17 protein-coding genes and 1 pseudogene are annotated in these 16,969 nt (G+C 62.1%); 9 read left to right on the forward strand and 9 right to left on the reverse strand.

Annotated features, from left to right (window positions below):
- Window positions 1-90: 90 nt before the first annotated feature.
- The 3 genes and pseudogenes from A3AI_RS43670 to A3AI_RS0130225 form a co-directional block, all read right to left on the reverse strand.
- The gene (locus A3AI_RS43670; RefSeq protein WP_024519166.1) at window positions 91-882 is read right to left on the reverse strand and encodes a sensor histidine kinase; all 792 of its coding nucleotides are present in this window, start codon (window positions 880-882) and stop codon (window positions 91-93) included.
- A 51-nt stretch (window positions 883-933) separates the two neighbouring features.
- Window positions 934-1,056 (reverse strand): annotated as a pseudogene (locus A3AI_RS49465) (DNA starvation/stationary phase protection protein); the annotation flags it as partial.
- A 348-nt stretch (window positions 1,057-1,404) separates the two neighbouring features.
- A complete protein-coding gene (locus A3AI_RS0130225; RefSeq protein WP_063615503.1) occupies window positions 1,405-2,448 on the reverse strand; it encodes a LysR family transcriptional regulator in 1,044 nt (347 codons plus the stop codon).
- A gap of 868 nt (window positions 2,449-3,316) precedes the next feature.
- On the opposite strand from A3AI_RS0130225, the gene A3AI_RS0130240 reads away from it, so the two are divergent.
- Window positions 3,317-4,123, forward strand: a complete 807-nt coding sequence (locus tag A3AI_RS0130240; RefSeq protein ID WP_024519168.1) for a response regulator — start codon at window positions 3,317-3,319, stop codon at window positions 4,121-4,123.
- A 222-nt stretch (window positions 4,124-4,345) separates the two neighbouring features.
- The gene (locus A3AI_RS0130245; protein ID WP_502685775.1) at window positions 4,346-5,002 is read left to right on the forward strand and encodes an MgtC/SapB family protein; all 657 of its coding nucleotides are present in this window, start codon (window positions 4,346-4,348) and stop codon (window positions 5,000-5,002) included.
- A 9-nt stretch (window positions 5,003-5,011) separates the two neighbouring features.
- On the opposite strand, the gene A3AI_RS48890 is transcribed toward A3AI_RS0130245, so the two are convergent.
- A complete protein-coding gene (locus tag A3AI_RS48890) occupies window positions 5,012-5,173 on the reverse strand; it encodes a hypothetical protein (RefSeq protein ID WP_198030243.1) in 162 nt (53 codons plus the stop codon).
- A gap of 148 nt (window positions 5,174-5,321) precedes the next feature.
- Between A3AI_RS48890 and A3AI_RS0130255 the strand changes: the two genes are divergently transcribed.
- Window positions 5,322-6,545, forward strand: coding sequence for an MFS transporter (locus A3AI_RS0130255; RefSeq protein WP_024519170.1), 1,224 nt, complete (start codon window positions 5,322-5,324; stop codon window positions 6,543-6,545).
- Window positions 6,546-7,197: 652 nt separating this feature from the next.
- Here the strand turns inward: A3AI_RS0130255 and A3AI_RS46525 are convergent.
- Window positions 7,198-7,365, reverse strand: coding sequence for a DUF2934 domain-containing protein (locus A3AI_RS46525; RefSeq protein ID WP_084801069.1), 168 nt, complete (start codon window positions 7,363-7,365; stop codon window positions 7,198-7,200).
- A gap of 342 nt (window positions 7,366-7,707) precedes the next feature.
- Between A3AI_RS46525 and A3AI_RS0130265 the strand changes: the two genes are divergently transcribed.
- Window positions 7,708-8,694 (forward strand): YihY/virulence factor BrkB family protein, encoded by a 987-nt coding sequence (locus tag A3AI_RS0130265; protein WP_024519171.1) that lies wholly within the window; start codon window positions 7,708-7,710, stop codon window positions 8,692-8,694.
- Window positions 8,695-8,777: 83 nt separating this feature from the next.
- Here A3AI_RS0130265 and A3AI_RS0130270 read toward each other — a convergent pair whose 3' ends face one another.
- Together A3AI_RS0130270 and A3AI_RS48895 are read right to left on the reverse strand one after the other, a co-directional pair.
- The gene (locus A3AI_RS0130270) at window positions 8,778-9,182 is read right to left on the reverse strand and encodes a hypothetical protein (protein ID WP_156928004.1); all 405 of its coding nucleotides are present in this window, start codon (window positions 9,180-9,182) and stop codon (window positions 8,778-8,780) included.
- A gap of 9 nt (window positions 9,183-9,191) precedes the next feature.
- On the reverse strand, window positions 9,192-9,539 hold the full coding sequence (locus A3AI_RS48895) for a hypothetical protein (RefSeq protein WP_198030245.1): 348 nt from the start codon (window positions 9,537-9,539) through the stop codon (window positions 9,192-9,194).
- On the opposite strand from A3AI_RS48895, the gene A3AI_RS49470 reads away from it, so the two are divergent.
- On the forward strand, window positions 9,469-9,891 hold the full coding sequence (locus tag A3AI_RS49470; RefSeq protein ID WP_245286986.1) for a DUF6496 domain-containing protein: 423 nt from the start codon (window positions 9,469-9,471) through the stop codon (window positions 9,889-9,891). The two genes, A3AI_RS48895 and A3AI_RS49470, sit on opposite strands and share 71 nt — an antisense overlap.
- 32 nt (window positions 9,892-9,923) lie before the next feature.
- On the opposite strand, the gene A3AI_RS0130285 is transcribed toward A3AI_RS49470, so the two are convergent.
- Both A3AI_RS0130285 and A3AI_RS0130290 read right to left on the reverse strand, forming a co-directional pair.
- On the reverse strand, window positions 9,924-10,661 hold the full coding sequence (locus A3AI_RS0130285; protein WP_024519175.1) for a class II aldolase/adducin family protein: 738 nt from the start codon (window positions 10,659-10,661) through the stop codon (window positions 9,924-9,926).
- Window positions 10,662-10,844: 183 nt separating this feature from the next.
- Window positions 10,845-12,176, reverse strand: coding sequence for an MFS transporter (locus A3AI_RS0130290; protein WP_024519176.1), 1,332 nt, complete (start codon window positions 12,174-12,176; stop codon window positions 10,845-10,847).
- A 166-nt stretch (window positions 12,177-12,342) separates the two neighbouring features.
- Here A3AI_RS0130290 and A3AI_RS0130295 point away from each other — a divergent pair, with 166 nt between their 5' ends.
- The 4 genes from A3AI_RS0130295 to A3AI_RS0130315 all read left to right on the forward strand — a co-directional run bounded on the left by A3AI_RS0130295 (window position 12,343) and on the right by A3AI_RS0130315 (window position 16,714).
- Window positions 12,343-13,110 carry an IclR family transcriptional regulator gene (locus A3AI_RS0130295; protein WP_024519177.1) on the forward strand — a complete coding sequence of 256 codons (768 nt, stop codon included), beginning with the start codon at window positions 12,343-12,345 and terminating at the stop codon, window positions 13,108-13,110.
- A gap of 115 nt (window positions 13,111-13,225) precedes the next feature.
- Entirely contained in the window at window positions 13,226-14,815 is a 1,590-nt protein-coding gene (locus A3AI_RS0130300) for an FAD-dependent monooxygenase (protein ID WP_024519178.1), read from the forward strand.
- A 258-nt stretch (window positions 14,816-15,073) separates the two neighbouring features.
- Entirely contained in the window at window positions 15,074-15,598 is a 525-nt protein-coding gene (locus tag A3AI_RS0130310; protein WP_024519179.1) for a YybH family protein, read from the forward strand.
- A 321-nt stretch (window positions 15,599-15,919) separates the two neighbouring features.
- Window positions 15,920-16,714 (forward strand): response regulator, encoded by a 795-nt coding sequence (locus tag A3AI_RS0130315; RefSeq protein ID WP_024519180.1) that lies wholly within the window; start codon window positions 15,920-15,922, stop codon window positions 16,712-16,714.
- Window positions 16,715-16,969 lie beyond the last annotated feature (255 nt).

Consider the following 16,969-nt stretch of genomic DNA (forward strand, 5'->3'; position numbering starts at 1 on the left):
CGAGCGACGATGAAGGCACGGCTTCCGCTCCGGCATCTCTCCATGAGATAACCTGTCCAAGCGGCATGGGAAGGCGCAGCACCGTGAAGTTCACGCACTGTAATCCTGAGGCATGTGCACATCCGAGCCTACCCGCCTGGCCGCGATCGAAAACCGGGTCCCCCGACCCGCTACGGAGCTTACCTCGACGTGATGTCCGAGCACAGCGACGGCTTGCCGGACGATAAAAAGCCCGATGCCGAGCCCCCCGTCTCGCGTTGCCTCGACACGCGTAAAGGCTTCGAAAATTTTCGACATATGCTCATCGGAAATACCAATTCCGGTGTCGATGACGTCGAGCCGGACACAATTCTGAAAGTGACGACAGCCCAGTAGAACCCGGCCGCCAGGTTCCGTGTATTTGATCGCATTGCTGACCAGGTTGCGAAGCACGGCACTGAGCAGAAGGGTATCGCTCGAAATCCAGGAGTGGGTCGATACCACACGAATTTGAAGCCCTTTCTCCAGCGCCGCCAATTCGTGCTCGCGCCGGGCTTCTCGCAGCAGCGATTCGAGATTGACCGGAGCCAGCTGAATCCGCCCGCCGTGTTCGCTGATACGAAGGGCGCTCAACAACTGATCAAGTTGACAGGTCAATCGATCGATTGCGCTCTGGCAAAGTTTGAGGAGGGTCAACTCCGATGCGGTACGAAAGCCATTCTCCAGCCGCTCACGGACGTTCTGGATGATCTGCAGCGGTTGACGAAGATCATGCCCCGCCATAGCGAGCAGTGTTGCTTCAAACTCGCAGCCGGTCAACGTCTTCGGCGAGACAGCAGTACTCGTCGCAGCGGAGCCGCCACGGACGGCTCCAATGGGTTTCCTCGTTCCGTGCAGCGACATGAACTCCACAAGCGGTGCCACTTGCGCCAGGCGCAAACGGCCAACCGTCCCTCAGTTGCGGCCGGCCTCATATGGGAACCAGACCCGACCTTCGGTTTCATCGATCCAGTTTTCCAGAAGACTCGCACTAACGACGTCGTCATGCTCATTGCACAACGAATGCGTCTCACGCATGCATGGGCCGCTTCTTGACTCATTGATGTCTCCAGAAGCCTGCAGGCAGATCATCAAGCTATCGGTCCGAGATCGACCACAATGTGTCCCACCGCGTTGCACGAGGACCCTGAACAATTCCAACCGGAATCGGAAGTGAAACAATTTCAAGGAGCGGATGAGCGCACTGCAATTCGAACCGTCGACAGTCTCAACATTCGCACGCGACAAATGCGAGCGTGAATTGCTTCACGCCGGCATCTCGCAATTCGCCTTTTCCAAATCGAAGACGCCGGGCGAACGGACTCACTCGCAATGCACCGACCGCACGAATAACTGACCATTCAACCCCCCGGTGTGCCCGCGGCCTCAGACTTGGACCGCCAAGCGCGAAAGCGATGCCCCCGCCATGCATCGGGCCGGATGCCTGAGCTCTTCGAGATGCGGACGCAGAGGCTCAGCAGCACGTCTCAGCACATTGAGTAGCCACTCATGCGGCGCGCTTCCAGAGTTACGCTCATGCCACAGGACACCGACGTCCATGAGAGCGGTCCTGTATGGCAACTCGCATATTGACAGTGCATGCAACCGCGCCAGGGACCTGCCGAGTGGCCGCGGCACGATCGCCGCCAGATGCGCTCCCTCCAGCAGCGAGGGAAGTGACAGAAAATGCGGTAATGAGACTGCAATACGTGGAGCTGTTTTCGCTGCCGAAAAGGCCCGCGCGAGGCCAACCCGATCAAACATGTCGGAGCGCCGAGCCAATCCACGTTCGGATAGAAAGCCGTCGACAATCCGGTCCTGATCACCATGCAGTGAAACGACCGCGATGGATAAGCCAGAGAGTTTCCGAAGCGAAACTTGACCAAGCTCCAGCGACGAACTCGCTATCAGGACGTCATCGTAATAAAAAAGCGAATTCGACCGAAAGCGCGCTGGCGCATCGGAGAACGTTCCGATCGCCGCATCGATCTGACCAAGATCAATCTGCTCGCCAAGGTCGATCCGGCTGTCCGACCGGACGACGAGATCGACATTGGGTGCCTCGCGCCTGAGCAACTCGAGAAGATGCGGCACCATCACAGTGGTTACGAAGTCGCTCGCGGCAATTGTGAACCGCCTGCTCGACGTTTCCGGCTTGAACTTCGGCAGCTCGATTGCGGCTTCCAGGGATCCCCAGGCCTTGCGTATCAATGGAGCCATTGCGAGTGCGCGTGCCGTCGGCTGCATTCCCGTCGTCGTACGGATAAACAACTCGTCATCGAGCATCTCTCTCAGCCGAGCGAGAGCGTGGCTGACCGCGGACTGACTGAGGCAAATGCGCTGGCCAGCCCGCAGCACGCTTCGCTCCTCCATGACCGCGTCGAAGACGCGCAAAAGATTAAGATCCAGCTTATTGAAGGATATAGTCATTGACTAACCACAGGATGGTGACATCCGATCTCATAGCATCGCACGTGATGGGTCGAGTCATTCGCCTGCTCTCGGCTTCGTTACTTGGCGCTATCTTGCGTTACTCGGCACTGTCCTGTCCGACTGCGGGCTACGGCCCGGAAGCGGATGCTCCTGCCGACGCAAGAGCTGTAACGCCGGAGCCGCAATGAATCGCGTTAATTTCCGGGAAGATGCGCGAGCTGTCGTGAAACGGAGCCGGCAGGGGCGGGGCCGAGGCATCGTCAAGGTCGTATCGTCGGCGCGGTCGATTGCGGCTACCGATAAATTCGCGTATTGAGGCCCATATCGTATCGAGCACGGTGGATCCCGGCGGCCTCGATGAAGCCGCGACGGCGATCGTGACACCGGCGGTCACGAACGCGATCTTCACGGCGAGCGAACGCCGCATCAGTCGATTGCCAATCCATCCCGTTGAGAAGATGGCCTGTTGATCGCGATCAACACTGCTACCGCCGCCCCACTTCAGCCAAGGATTCCCCGCACGCCATGCGCGAAGATTCACCCCTCACCAACAGGAAGCCGATGACAATCGCGACGGCCGAACTGAGAAGCTCGAACAGCCGCATCTCCAGCGACCGGGGACTTCATCAACGCGCGCAAGCGACCGACCAAAACCGTGGTGGGAGCGTCCGCGATCAACACGAAATGATTTCAAAATTGACCTTTCAGGTTACGGCTGTAGCCAAAACCTTGCGAAAAGACGCTGGGATACCAATCTTGTGGCATAAGCCACCCACCGAAGGCCTCCTCCAAACGTTGCTCTCCGGGAGCTGTGCTGCGACACAAGTTCGCGTGCCCACGCAATCCGGGGCGCCGGAGAAATCGAATGAACGAACGGATTGAAAGTCCAGCCGCCGTGCTTGCCAACGAGACAATCGGACCGCTAGGACCCTTGGCCGCAAACGGCAAGGATCGCCGCGCGCTCACATGCCTGGTGGTTGAGGATGATACGACCATGCGTCACTTGGTCACGACCTACCTCGAAGATCACGACATCCGGGCGATCTCGGCCTCACGGCGGGACGAGGTCGTCACGCTGCTGACCCGCAACCAGCCGGATTTGGTCGTCCTTGATCTGCGGCTGGGGCAGGAGGATGGTCTCGATCTCCTGCGCGAAATCCGCGCGCATTCCGATGTCCCGGTCATTATCACCACCGGTCATCGCCGCGACGAGATCGATCGCGTCGTGGGGTTGGAACTGGGAGCAGACGATTACATCACTAAGCCGTTTGGCTTGAGGGAGTTGTTGGCCCGCATCCGCGCTGTCCTGAGACGCCGGGAAACGGGACAGGCCACATCGCATCGGCCAAACGAAAAAGGCACCTTTCGTTTTGGAGGCTGGCGGCTTGACCGGCGGACACGCCGCCTGACCAATTCCCGCAACGAACCAGTTGCCCTCACAAAGGGTGAATATACCCTGCTGATCGCCTTCCTCGAGGCCCCACAACGACCGCTCTCCCGCGAGCATCTGCTGCAGGCAACACGCGTCCACGAAGATGTCTTCGACCGGAGCATCGATGTGCAGGTACTGAGGCTGCGCCGCAAGCTGGAGTCCGATCCAAGCACCCCGTCCATTATCCGAACGGAGCGCGGTGTCGGCTATGTGTTCACGCCTCCGGTGGAAGCGCAGTGAGATCGAATTGCCGGCAACGGTCGTCTGGCTGACGCCAAGCGCGTTTCCCGCTCCAGACGCTGCTCCTGCAGGAACAAGATGGTGCCCGCTCCGTTGAACCGCCGGAAGGCGGATGCGGACGCGACTGGTGAGGCTGGAACGCTGCAGGGGCAAAGGAGGTTCGAAGGGAGAGAAATTTTGCCGCTCCAGCCATCGTGGCAGGATATCGCGATCCGGCTTGCTTTGACGATACTGGCGGCCGGGATCATCGGCTTTGACCGGGAGGCGCGCGGCCACGCCGCAGGCTTTCGGACCACAATTCTTGTTGGTCTTGCGGCGTCGGTCGCCATGATCCAGGCCAATCTCCTCTTGCCGATCGCGGGCAAGACACCCCAGTCGTTTGCCGTCATGGATCTGATGCGACTGCCCCTCGGCATCCTGACCGGCGTCGGCTTCATCGGCGGGGGTGCAATTCTGAGACGGGGCGACCTGCTCACTGGCGTTACCACGGCGGCGACGCTGTGGCTTGTAACCGTCATTGGCCTTTGCTTCGGTGGCGGCCAGCTGATTCTCGGGATCGCGGCGACGATACTTGCCGTCCTGACCCTCTGGGCGTTGAAGCAGTTCGACAGCACGATTTTGCGCAAGCACCGCGCCCGTCTCGTTATCGCGGGCCCGGATGACTGGCGGCCGGTCGAGTCTGTCCTCAGGACTTTGAAACAGCTTAACTGCAGCGGCCGCTTCCAGGCCCAGAATCGGCACGGCAGCTCTGCAACTGCTGACTACACCTTTGACCTCACATGGACGCAGCCTGCGCGGGCGCAGCCGCCGCTCGACCTGATGCAGGCGCTTGCGCGCGATCATACCATCGTCTCTTTCAGCATCATCGCGGATCGCTGATTGCTCCACTCAATGCGTATTGCTCTCATGCCACCGCTCGAGGTCTGACTTCCTGGCTCCCTGGGAGCCCTGCTCTTTTTCGACCGGTTGCTTCCAGGGCTGATCCGTTTGCTTCAGAGACCCCTTGTCGGTTCTGTGGCGGGGATCGTCGGTCGGCTTTTCCTGGCTCATCCTGCTTCTCCTCCATCGTCCCGAGCCGAGAACGTTGCGCATGGCCGCTGGTTCCCGCAGGCTGTCCCCGTACCAGTGAACTTTCGGGCTGCGTGTTTGGTTATCGTTGCACCGCGCAAGGCATTCGTGCGGAAGGAACATGCGACGAATGGCAGGCAAGGCGCCCTCGCGGCAAACAACCAAGCAACATGCGACGCGGCTCTGGCCTCTCCTCGCCCTGAACTTCTTCATGGCCGATATGCAGTCGGGGATCGGCCCTTTCGTCAGCGTCTTCCTGCTGGAGCGCGGCTGGGCCAGCGGCTTGATTGGAACGGCGATGACGATCGGCAATATCGCTGGCATGCTGATCACGACGCCGGTCGGCGGACTCATCGATGCTACCCGGCACAAACGCCTGTGGGTCATCCTCCCGGGTGTCGCGGTGGTGGGGGCCTCGTCCATCATCCTCCTCTGGCAGAGCTTCTGGGCGGTGGCCGCATCCCAGATCGCAACCTCTGTCGCGGGAGCTGCAATCGTGCCGGCGGTAACCGGCATCACCCTCGGCATGGTGAAGCAGCGGGGCTTCAACCGCCAGAACGGCCTCAATCAGGCATTCAATCACGCCGGCAACATGGTGGGCGCGGCGGCTTCCGGCTATCTCGGCTGGCAATTCGGCTATTTCTCCGTTTTCCTGCTCGCGGCGTTCTTCGGCGCGATCACGGTTGCCTGCGTGCTGATGATTCCACCCTCCTCCATCGACGACCATGCGGCGCGTGGCGGCAAGGAGGACGATCCGAAAAGCGAGCACAGCGGCCTCTCGGTGCTGCTCAAGCATAAGCCGCTCCTGGTCCTTGCGCTTTCACTCGCTGTATTTCATCTCGGAAACGCGGCCATCATTCCTCTCTATGGGATGGCGGCCGTCGCGGGCCGCCAGGCCAATGGGCCGAGTTTTGTCGCGACCACCATCGTGGTCGCACAGGGCACGATGATCATTGCGTCGGTGCTCGGCATGCGCGCTGCCGAGGGCCGCAGCTATTGGCCGATCCTGCTTGTGTCGTTTCTGGTGCTGCCCTTGCGCGGCCTCCTTGCCTATTTCCTGACTGGATGGTGGGGCGTCGTTCCCGTCGAGATCCTGGATGGTATCGGCACCGGGCTGCAAAGCGTTGCCGTACCCGGAATGGTGGCCCGCTCGCTCAGCGGCACGGGCAGGGTCAATCTGGCACAGGGGGCCGTCATCACGGTCCAAGGCGCGGGCGCCGCCGTCAGTCCCGCGCTTGGTGGCTGGATCGCCGAGTGGATTGGCTTTTCGCCGACCTTTCTCGTGCTCGGTGCGCTGGGGCTCGCTGCGGTGGGCTCGTGGGTAATGCTCGGATCGGCTGTCCGAAAATACTGACGCAGACAAGTCGCGATGGAAAACGAACGCGACATGCCTGCATAGGTTCACACGTCGTGGCATTCGGATATCAGTCCCAAGCACCATCAAACCGGTGATGCAAAGCGCTGTATTCTCGCCGCGCCTTCGCGCCCGAGATTCTGCTCATTGCCGTCCTCCTCGAAAATATGGAGGGCGCGGGGAAGACCGGGTGGCCGCTGCACCCGGGGCTCCCGCGCAAACAAAATTTGCGCGAGCGCGAAAACCACAGGTACAGGCGGTGATCACACCGGCCTTCCCCGCGCAGTGGTTTACGGCTTATAACGTGCTCTCTCCGGTGAACCAGCGTTTGCCACCGTTGTCCGTACGACACCTTTGGAGTTTCGCCCGAACTTGGCGCCTGCATGGGCGCGCCAAGACCACACGACTTCGCCGTCCGCGAATGCACCGCACGTCGATCGGCACATCCCGTCCACCGCATTCCGCTCCACGTTCGTGACGACGCGTACGCCCCTCGTGTCGGTAGCGGAACGCGGTTAGCTAATCACACATTCGGAAAAAAAGAAAGAACAATATTTTTGCCGCGTTTGCTTGACAACAATTCGCGCATGCCGCCCGACGGGCAAATCAGCTTGCTCATCGCTTTGCGTTCGTAATCCGATCTCACCGCGCCTTAGCCAGGCAATACGGCCGGCGGCTCCTGCTTGTCGACCTCGTCCATCTCCTCGAATTCGCGCTCGGCCTGGCGCCAGAACTCGTCGTCCCGACCTTCCGGCTTTCCGGCCCGCTCCCATAGCTGATGGGCACGGACCTTGATCTGATCATCGCTAGGATATGCCATGGTCGGTCTCCGTTTCGTTTGTCCTGGTCAAACCACCGACCCGAACGTCTCCTAAGTTCGACATTTGAATCAGGGACACCAACGTCTCTCATCAAAGTGGAAATTCCCGAACAGCCACGAGGTTCATTCGAATGGCGCCCAGACCGATGCCGCGGCGCACTCTCTGGTCAGCTCTCGACCATCCGCGATTGTGGCGACAGGCGAGATATGGAACACGTATAGACCTGCTTTGTTGCCCCTCGTTGCGGGGCGTCCGGCCTCGGGTTCAGGATTGCGCCGCCGATGTCGCGGGCTCGAAATTTGTCAGACCAATTATCCACGTCGCGGCAGCGGCGGCCCGGCTTGGCCATCCTGTCCAACTGGACGGTCATGCTGGCCATCGCCGTCATGGCTGGCCTTCTTCTGGCCGGCCGAGACTCTGAAAATCATGCCGTCGACGCCGAAGACGCTTCGCTTCCGGGTGAAGCGGACATCTTCCGCGATGGCCGGCTCGCCTCCAGCGACACCCCACCCGCGCGCAGCCGCGCCCACTGGCTGCTGCGCATCTATGCCGCCATATCCGAGCATCGCCTCGTCGCGCTGGCAGCCGGCATGACTTTCTACAGTCTGCTGGCGATTTTCCCAGCGCTTGCCGCACTCGTTGCGATCTACAGCCTGTTCGCCGACCCCTCGACCATTGCGGGGCACGTCGATTACCTCTCGGGTTTCCTGCCGGGTGGCGCGCTCGACGTCGCACGCGACCAGCTCACCCGGGTTGCCTCCAAGGGACGACAGACGCTTGGTTGGACCTTCCTGATCGGACTGGCGATCTCGTTGTGGAGCGCCAATGCCGCGATGAAGTCGCTGTTTGACACGCTGAACATCATCTATGGCGAGCGAGAGGGGCGCGGCTTCTTCAAGCTCAACACGGTCTCGCTGATGTTCACGCTGGGAGGGATTGTCTTCGTCCAGCTGGCGATCGCAGCCGTCGTCATCTTGCCCGTGGCATTGAACTATGTCGGCCTCTCCGACCGCGCCGATCTGTTGCTTCGTGCCGGCCGCTGGCCGGGACTCCTGGTCGCACTGACGGTGAGCCTTTCCTTCATCTACCGGTTTGGGCCTGATCGGCGGACAGCACGATGGCGCTGGGTCAGTTGGGGAAGCGTCACCGCTGCGATGCTGTGGCTCGCGGCATCGGCGGCCTTCTCCTGGTACGCCGCCAATTTCGGCGCATACAACGAAACCTACGGCTCGCTCGGCGCCGTGATCGGATTCATGACCTGGCTATGGATTTCCGCCATCGCCGTTCTGGTAGGCGCGGAGGTCGACGCTGCGATGGAACTCGGCTAACTATCTCTCACGCCCAGGCCAATGTTGCCGATTGTGATCGGCAAATCAGGAACGGCCCGCGCTGGGGCTCCTTATCCCCTTCGTCAACGAACGAAGGAAAACCAACACATGAAACTTGCGACCATCATGTTGGCAACGACCCTCGCCATGTCTGGTACAGCTGTGTTTGCGGCTGGAGCGGGCGGCGCAGGCAGCGGCTCTGCCGGAGGCGGCTCGGCTGCGGGAAGTTCTTCAACGGGCGCGACCTCGCCAGGCACGTCGTCGTCTCCGGGCAGCACGACCTCTCCCGGCATCACAAGCCCGGGCAGCACGACAGGTATGGGAACGGGCACGACCGGAATGGGCACCGGCACCACGAACGGGATGAGAAACAACAATGGCGTCGGCACCTCTCCCGGTATGGACAATGGTCTCAACTCGGGCGCGGGCACCGGTTGTCGTGGCGCGGGATCGACGACGAGCAGCGGCGCGACTGGCGCGGCCGGCACCGGCTCGTGCTAGCAGGATTCTCGCCGCATTGAGACATCGCTCTGCATAAGCTTGCCAGAGAACAGCTCCACGTCATTGGCGTCGGAGCTGTTCTTCTGAGCGGCGAGATGCCCGCGACGGCGTTGGAATTTGGCGCGTCCAAAGGAACAATCGCCATCCCGGCCCTGTTGCCTCGTCAAGTGCTGAAATTGAGGGAACATTTCAATGCCGCGAAAAGAAACGATCCGAAAGGCCAAGGCGGACAAGCGTGCCGGGAAATCGGCCAGCACCCAGGCCGGCGAGTTTGTGCGCGAAGAAATCGATAAAATTCGCCACGGAGAGCATGGCGCGCGGTCGCCGCAGCAGGCCATCGCCATCGGTCTCTCAGAAGCACGCCGCGCGGGCGTGGCACTTCCGCCGCCCCGTCGAGGCAAGGCAAAAAAGAGCACACGCAAGAGCGCCGGATATGCCTATGAAGCAGGTCAGGGCAAGCGCAAGACGCAACGGCGGCCGCGCGTTGCGCGTGCCGTGAAGCAGGTTTTGAAAAAGGAGCCGCGATCCAGCGCCTCGCGCGGCGCGCTTTCAAAACAGGCCAAACGCGCCGCGAGCCGCCGTAGCGCGGCATCGCGCTCGGCGGCCGCCCGTAAAGCCGCGCGAACCAAGGGCGCGAAGGTGCGATCGACGGCTGCAAGGAAGGCCGCGCGTACGCGGGCGAAACGTCGGCGATAAGCCCTGCCCTGCCCTGCCGGTCGCGGCCGCGCTTATCGCGTCTTGCTGCGCTTTTTCTCGATCTGTCGGCCTGCAACAGCTTTCGCCGCAGCGCGCATTTTCGCCGGCTTTGGCCTGGACGCCTGGAGACCGTAGGTCGAGAATCCCTTCGCCGCTTCCGCGATCTCTCGGTCGTTGAGGATGTGCGCCGATCCCAGCGCAAGCGAAAGATAATATTGGCGCGCGATGGTCTCGAGCTCGACGGCAAGCCACATCGCCTTGTCCAGATTGGCGCCGACCGCGATCATGCCGTGATTGGCGAGCAGGCAGCCGTTGCGGCCCTCAAGCGCGGCAAGCGCGAGCTCTGATAATTCCGCCGTGCCGTACAGCGCATAGCCCGCGCAGCGGACATCGTTACCGCCGAACGCAGCCATCATGTAGTGGCAGGCGGGGATCGGCTTGCGCGCGATCGCAAGCACGGTGGCATAGGTCGAATGGGTGTGGACGACGCTACCGACGTCCGGCCGGCCGCGCACGATATCGAGATGGAAGCGCCATTCGGTGGATGGCGGCAATGGGCCATCCCACGAACCATACTCGCCTTCGAGCGGCATCGACGCGATCATCTCTGGCTTCATCGCCTCGTAAGGCGTCGCCGAGGGTGTGATCAGCATCCTGTCCTCGTAGCGGACGGAGATATTTCCCGATGTGCCCTGGTTGAGACCCGACGCATTCATCCACCGGCATTTCGCGATGATGGCTTCACGCAATTGTTGTTCCTCACGGGTCATATCGAAATGCCTTTCGTCTTCAGCGCGGCGCGCTGAGTGGCACCATAGCCGCAGATGACGAGGCAACTCCACACAATCTGCGGCGGCACGGAGCTCGTTCGCCGAGGGGACCTGCGCCCTCACGGCGGAAAGGCCGGCGACTCCTGTGTCGAGGCCGGCTTCTCCCATAAACTTGTCCCTCGCCTATCCCGCGCGCGCCAGCAGGAAGGATGCCGCGGCGGCCGCAAGCGCGGGGATTGCGGCGACCGCGAACAGCGACTGCGGCCCGATCTGGTTCGCCAGCAGAAGGCCGCCGACAAGTGGCCCGACGATCGAACCGATGCGGCCAATCCCCAGCGCCCAGCCGACCCCCGTCGATCTGATCGCCGTCGGATAAAACGTTGCCGTCAGTGCGTTTGAGGCGATCTGGCCGCCGACGATGCAGAATCCGGCCACGAAGATCGCGACGGTGACGAGGCCCGTGGAATGGCTGGTGATGCCGATCGCCGCCACGGCGCCCGCCGCACACAGATAGGTCAGCGCGAGCGCACGAAAGGAGAAGCGGTCGATGAAGCGCCCGAGCGTGAAGGTGCCGACCACGCCACCGACCTGAAGCATCGCGCCGATGGCAGCGGCAACCGAAACCGAGACGCCAAGGTCGTTCAAAACTGTCGGAAGCCAGTTCGAGAGCAAATAGAGATCGAGCAGGCTCATGAAGAAGACGATCCACAACAACAATGTCGTGGCCGCGCGCTTCTCGGCAAAGAGATGTGCGACCGGCAGACCGGACAATCTCGGCTCCTGCGCCACAAAGCGGACGTCCGCGGCAGGTGGCATATCGGGCGTGATCCGCCGCAACAGTTCCGCAACCTCGCGATCGCGCCCGCCGACCAGCGCCAGGAAGCGAATCGATTCCGGCAGCGCGCGGACCAAGATCGGCACCAGCAGCAGCGGCGCGAGCCCGCCGACCACGAAAACCGAGCGCCAGCCAAGGGCCGGGATCAAGGCAGCCGCGAGCAGGCCGCCCACGGCCGCGCCGATCGAGAAGCCCGCAAACATCGTCATGACCATGGTTGCGCGGCGCCGGTGCGGACTGAACTCGGAGATCAGCGCGACGGCATTCGGCATCGCGCCGCCAAGGCCAAGGCCGGTGAGAAAGCGCAACGCGATCAGCCATGGCGCGTCCGGGGCCAGGACGGTGAGCAGAGTGGCGATGCCGAAGGCCGCCGTGCTCAGCACGATGATCCGCTTGCGGCCGATCCGGTCGGCGATGGTGCCGAAGATCAATGCACCGATCATGAGGCCGAACAGCCCGGCGCTGAACACCGGTCCCATCGCCGACCGCGGCAACCTCCACTCCTGGGCCAGCGCCGGCGCGACGTAGCCGATCGCCTGGGTATCGAAGCCGTCGATGAACAGAACCGCCGCACAGATCAGCAGCAAATGAACCTGAAAGGGCCCGACCCGGTGCCGGTCGATGTAGCCGGGGACGTCGATGACCGTGGGCGAAGGCCTCTCCCTAACGGCAATTGTCATGTGCGGTCGTTCTCCCTGCGCAACACCGTTGCATGAACTATAGTTGTTTAATACAAAATCTCTTATATTGAGACTTACTCGAAATCAAGCCTGCCCGCCGTCACCCGTTTTCGGGGCCGCAGAACCGGGTTACAGGGCATCATGCGCAGGGCGCGCGGAGGTTGGATTGGACCAGGAAGCGGAGACGACAAACAGCCGGGACCGGGTGCTTGCGGTGCTCGACCTGTTCAGCGAAAGCCGCCCGCTCTGGACGCCGGACGAACTCATGCGGGAGCTCGGCTACAGCCGGCCGACGCTTTACCGCTATCTCAAGAGCCTGAAAGAGAGCGGGCTTCTGATGTCGGCGCGCGGGGGCCGCTTCACGCTCGGCCCGCGCGTCGTCGAAATGGATTATCTGAGCCGGCGGGCGGACCCCCTCGTCGCCGCCGCCGCTTCGCCTCTCGCCGCGCTCACCGCCGCGCAGCCCTGCACCGCGCTGGTCGTGCGCTGGTACGGCGACAAGATGCTGTGCGTCGCCTCGCAATCGTCGGCGCCCAATCCGGTGAGCAGCTATCCGCGGGGACGACCGATGCCGATGGGACGCGGCGCAATTGCACGTTCGATCATGGCCTTTCTGCCCAGACAGCGCCTCGTCCCGCTGATCACCCGCTATTCCGACGATCTGCGCGCCGTTGGCGTCGGCGCTACGCCGGAGGAGATCATTGCTGTGCTCAAGCGCATCAGACGGGCCGGCGTTGCAGTCGCCTTTGGCGAAGTCACGCCGGGCGCCATTGGAATTGCCGCGCCTATCCTGGACGCCAATGATCCCGTCGCAAGCCTTTGCGTGACGATCGCGGGCCAGCATGCAAATGGCGAGCTGATTGATCGGATCAGCAACGAAGTCCGCAATGCAGCCCGCCTGGTCTCGATCGCAGCCTTCGGCTCCGCAAAGTAATCTCATCTAGTGAGATTTAAGTTGACGAAAACCTGATCCGGCTTCATGTGGAACGTCAAATGGCTCGCGGTCGGACTCCTCCATCGCGGAGCTGCTCTCGAGGGTTATGGCTTCGATGCAGAACTCACCTGAAACAGATGTGCCGGTCGTGATCGTCGGCGGCGGGCCGGTCGGCATCGGACTCGCGATCGATCTCGGTCTGCGCGGCGTCCGCACCATCGTGGTCGAACGTTACAGGGATCCGCAGCCGATCCCGAAGGGACAAAATCTGACCCAGCGCACCATGGAGCATTTCCATTTCTGGGGTGCGGAAGCGGAGTTGCGCGCCGCGCGTACCATCCCGCGCGACTATGGCATTGGCGGCATGACGAGCTACGGCACGCTGCTGAGCGGCTATGGCTACGACTGGCTGCAGCGCGAGCTGGTCCGACCATTCTATTTCACCGACAATGAACGCCTGCCGCAATACGCGACCGAAGCCGTGCTTCGGCGCAGGGCAGCGCAGATCCCCGCCATTGAGACCCTGTACGGCTGGACCGCCGAAGCCGTTCGCCAGGATGATGGCGGCGTGAGTGTCGACATCGTCGACCGCGATGCAAACAAGCGGAGCCTGCGTGCTGATTATGTCGTGGGGTGCGACGGCAGCCGCTCGACCGTGCGCGAGCAGGCCGCCATCACGCAGACCCGGTCCGATCACGACCGTCTCATGGTGCTGCTCGTCTTTCGCTCCGCCGGCCTGCACAAGCTGCTGGAGCGCTTTCCGGGCAAATCGTTCTACAACGTGCTGCATCCGGAGCTCGACGGCTACTGGAAGTTCTTTGGACGGGTCGATCTCGGCAGTACGTGGTTCTTCCATGCCCCCGTTCCCGCCAGCACCACGCGCGAAAATTTTGATTTCCGCGGCTTTCTCCACCAAGCCGCCGGCGCCGAGTTCGACATCGAATTCGAGCACATCGGCTTCTGGGATTTGCGCTTCGCGCTCGCCGACAGCTATCGCGCCGGGCGCATCTTCATCGCCGGCGACGCGGCGCATAGCCACCCGCCCTATGGCGGCTACGGGGTGAACAGCGGACTCGAGGACGCCGTCAATCTCTCCTGGAAGCTCGCGGCAGCCCTGCAAGGCTGGGGCGGCGGCGGATTGCTCGACAGTTATGATGCCGAGCGACGGCCGGTGTTCGCCTCCACGGCGCGCGATTTCATCGAGAAATCCATTTTCGATGATCGCGACTTCTTGCGCAAACACGATCCAGCGCGCGATCGCTCCGATTTCGAGACCGCCTGGCGCGAGCGGCAGTCCGGCGCGCGCGCGGAGGTGAACGCTTTCGAACCGAATTACGAGGGCTCACCGATCGTGTGGGGGCCGGCGGGCGCAGTCAGCAGCGCGATCGGCTCGCATGCTTATGCGGCCCGCGCCGGCCATCATCTCGCGCCACAGCCCTTGACCGGGGGCAAGAATATTTTCGAGGCGCTCGGACATGGCTTTACGCTGATCGACCTCGGCGCAAGCCACGCGGCATCCGGCTTCGAGCAGGCCGCCTCGAAGCTCCGCGTCCCCCTGAAAGTCGTCAGCGACTCTCCGACGGATGGTCGGGAGAATTATCAATCACGCCTGATCCTGGTCCGGCCGGACCAGTTCGTCGCCTGGGTCGGAGACGATGCCGATCCCGTCGAACTCCTGCGCCGCGCAATCGGCGCTGGAGCATGAGCCGGAAAAGAATGTAGCGGTTTTCCAGATCGATCCTACTCAACCTGAACGAGATCGGACGATCCCCGGATGCGGGATCGCCTCCCCGATATGTTCACCCGCCGCCGCGGCTTCGCGCGCTCCATTCGTGTTGCAACCGTAGCCAAATTTCAATTGGCCGACACGGTCGGGCAATATCAAAGGATGATAATCCTCATATTGATATCAATGGCCAGCTCGCACGCGGCCGACCGATGATTTCATTTTGAAAGATGCCGCATGAAAAGCCTCCTGACTTCCATCGGCCGCATCCAGTGGCCGAAACTCCGGTTTTACCTTTCCACCGCGCTCGTGTTTCTTGTTGCAGGAGTCATGATTGCGTACGGGGGAGGAGCGTCAGCTGAACTGGATTCAAATGCAGCCGAAGCGCGTGGGCTTTTCACGAAATTCGTGGCTGCACAGAACGCGCACGATGCGGACCAAGTAAAATCCATGCTCTGGAACTCGCCCGACATGCTGTTGTTTTCGCGCGGCATCGAAGCGAGGGGAACCGAGGCGGCGGTCGATCGCTTCACGCAATACTATCAGGGCACCTGGCATCTCGAACCTGACATGGCCAACCTTCACACCGCGGTGATCTCGAACGATGTCGTGCAAATTCTCGTGCCCATCGTTTTCACGCGCAGCCTCCCCGGCGGCCAGCCGCAGAGCAACACCTTTCTTGTCTGCCAAACCTTTGTCCGGGATGGGCACGGCTGGGTGATCGCATCGATCCTGCCGGTCGCAAATACTCGACTGAAATAATCACCGTGCCTCTTGAGCGAATCGCGCCGCTGCTTACTTGGCCGTTCCAGAGCGGTGCGCATTCGCCTGCACGCGGGATGTACATTCGTGGCTTATGATGATTTCAGCAAAGCCCCTTCGCGTTACAAATGTAACCAATTGTCCGCGGGTTGCCTCAATCGGACTGGCCCGAGCCTCGGCGGCTGACGGGCTCACGCAACATCACCGCTCTCTGAAACGTGTTCAGCAACGGAAGATTGCGCGCTCTATATAGCGTCCGGGGCGTCGGAGAGTTGGTTGATGACAGGAACGGATAGTACGCCGCCCCGCCAGAGCGGACCGATGCGCGCAGAGGACGGGCCCTCCGCCGACGTGGCGTCCGGCGTTCGGCTGTCACCCGGCAGCCCAGGCGTGGACCGGCGATCGTCGACCTGTCTCGTGGTCGAGGATGACAGCACCTTGCGTCACGTGGTGACGAACTATCTCGAGGATCACGATATCCATGTGGTCTCCACCAGCCGACGGGACGAGGTGGTCGGGCTGCTTGCGCGCACCACGCCCGATTTGGTGCTGCTCGATCTGCGACTGGGCCAGGAAGATGGTCTCGATCTGCTTCGCGAGATACGCGCGCAGTCCGATGTTCCCATCATCATCACGACCGGCCACCGCCGCGACGAGATCGATCGCGTGGTGGGACTGGAGCTGGGAGCGGACGACTACATCACCAAGCCGTTTGGCCTGAGGGAGCTTCTGGCCCGCATCCGCGCGGTCATGAGACGACGCGAAACCGGGCAAGCCGCCGTCCAGCGGGACAATGAGAAAGGCCGGTACCGGTTCGGCGGCTGGCACGTCGATCGCCGCCGGCGACGCCTCACCAATTCGGCCGGCGAGGAGGTCATCCTGACCAAGGGCGAGTACGTGCTTCTGGTCGCCTTTCTTGATGCGCCACAACGCCCCCTTTCCCGCGAACAGCTGCTGCAGGCGACCCGCGTGCACGAGGATGTCTTCGACCGCAGCATCGACGTGCAGGTGCTGCGCCTCCGGCGCAAGCTCGAGAGCGATCCAAGCACGCCATCCATCATCCGGACCGAACGGGGCGTTGGCTATGTCTTCTCGCTTCCCGTGGACCGCCTGTGATTGCCGCTCCGGGCACAAGACGTGAAGCGGGCTCGGCCGCGTGCCGGCAAGGCGCACCGACGCCCGCTTCTGTCGCCAAGGCGGCGCGACGGGTTACAGCCGTAGCCTCAATCCGCCGCGCCGGAATGCTCACGAAACACGCTTGCGTCAGTTTCTCCCGCACAGACATTCCCAGGGAGAACTCGATGCCAGTCGCAAAGCACCCGTCCTACGCCAGATCCCCCGCGCTGCTTTCGATCTCACACCGGATCGATC

The sequence above is a fragment of the Bradyrhizobium sp. Tv2a-2 genome, assembly GCF_000472425.1.
Taxonomy (GTDB): Bacteria; Pseudomonadota; Alphaproteobacteria; order Rhizobiales; family Xanthobacteraceae; genus Bradyrhizobium.

Excerpts from the sequence above, each read along its gene's own strand:
- A3AI_RS43670 (WP_024519166.1), bottom strand. The coding sequence starts at position 882 with ATGTCGCTGCACGGAACGAGGAAACCCATTGGAGCCGTCCGTGGCGGC.
- A3AI_RS0130225 (WP_063615503.1), bottom strand. The coding sequence starts at position 2,448 with ATGACTATATCCTTCAATAAGCTGGATCTTAATCTTTTGCGCGTCTTC.
- A3AI_RS0130240 (WP_024519168.1), top strand. The coding sequence starts at position 3,317 with ATGAACGAACGGATTGAAAGTCCAGCCGCCGTGCTTGCCAACGAGACA.
- A3AI_RS48890 (WP_198030243.1), bottom strand. The coding sequence starts at position 5,173 with ATGAGCCAGGAAAAGCCGACCGACGATCCCCGCCACAGAACCGACAAG.
- A3AI_RS0130255 (WP_024519170.1), top strand. The coding sequence starts at position 5,322 with ATGGCAGGCAAGGCGCCCTCGCGGCAAACAACCAAGCAACATGCGACG.
- A3AI_RS46525 (WP_084801069.1), bottom strand. The coding sequence starts at position 7,365 with ATGGCATATCCTAGCGATGATCAGATCAAGGTCCGTGCCCATCAGCTA.
- A3AI_RS48895 (WP_198030245.1), bottom strand. The coding sequence starts at position 9,539 with ATGGCGATGGCCTGCTGCGGCGACCGCGCGCCATGCTCTCCGTGGCGA.
- A3AI_RS0130285 (WP_024519175.1), bottom strand. The coding sequence starts at position 10,661 with ATGACCCGTGAGGAACAACAATTGCGTGAAGCCATCATCGCGAAATGC.
- A3AI_RS0130290 (WP_024519176.1), bottom strand. The coding sequence starts at position 12,176 with ATGACAATTGCCGTTAGGGAGAGGCCTTCGCCCACGGTCATCGACGTC.
- A3AI_RS0130300 (WP_024519178.1), top strand. The coding sequence starts at position 13,226 with ATGCAGAACTCACCTGAAACAGATGTGCCGGTCGTGATCGTCGGCGGC.
- A3AI_RS0130310 (WP_024519179.1), top strand. The coding sequence starts at position 15,074 with ATGAAAAGCCTCCTGACTTCCATCGGCCGCATCCAGTGGCCGAAACTC.
- A3AI_RS0130315 (WP_024519180.1), top strand. The coding sequence starts at position 15,920 with ATGCGCGCAGAGGACGGGCCCTCCGCCGACGTGGCGTCCGGCGTTCGG.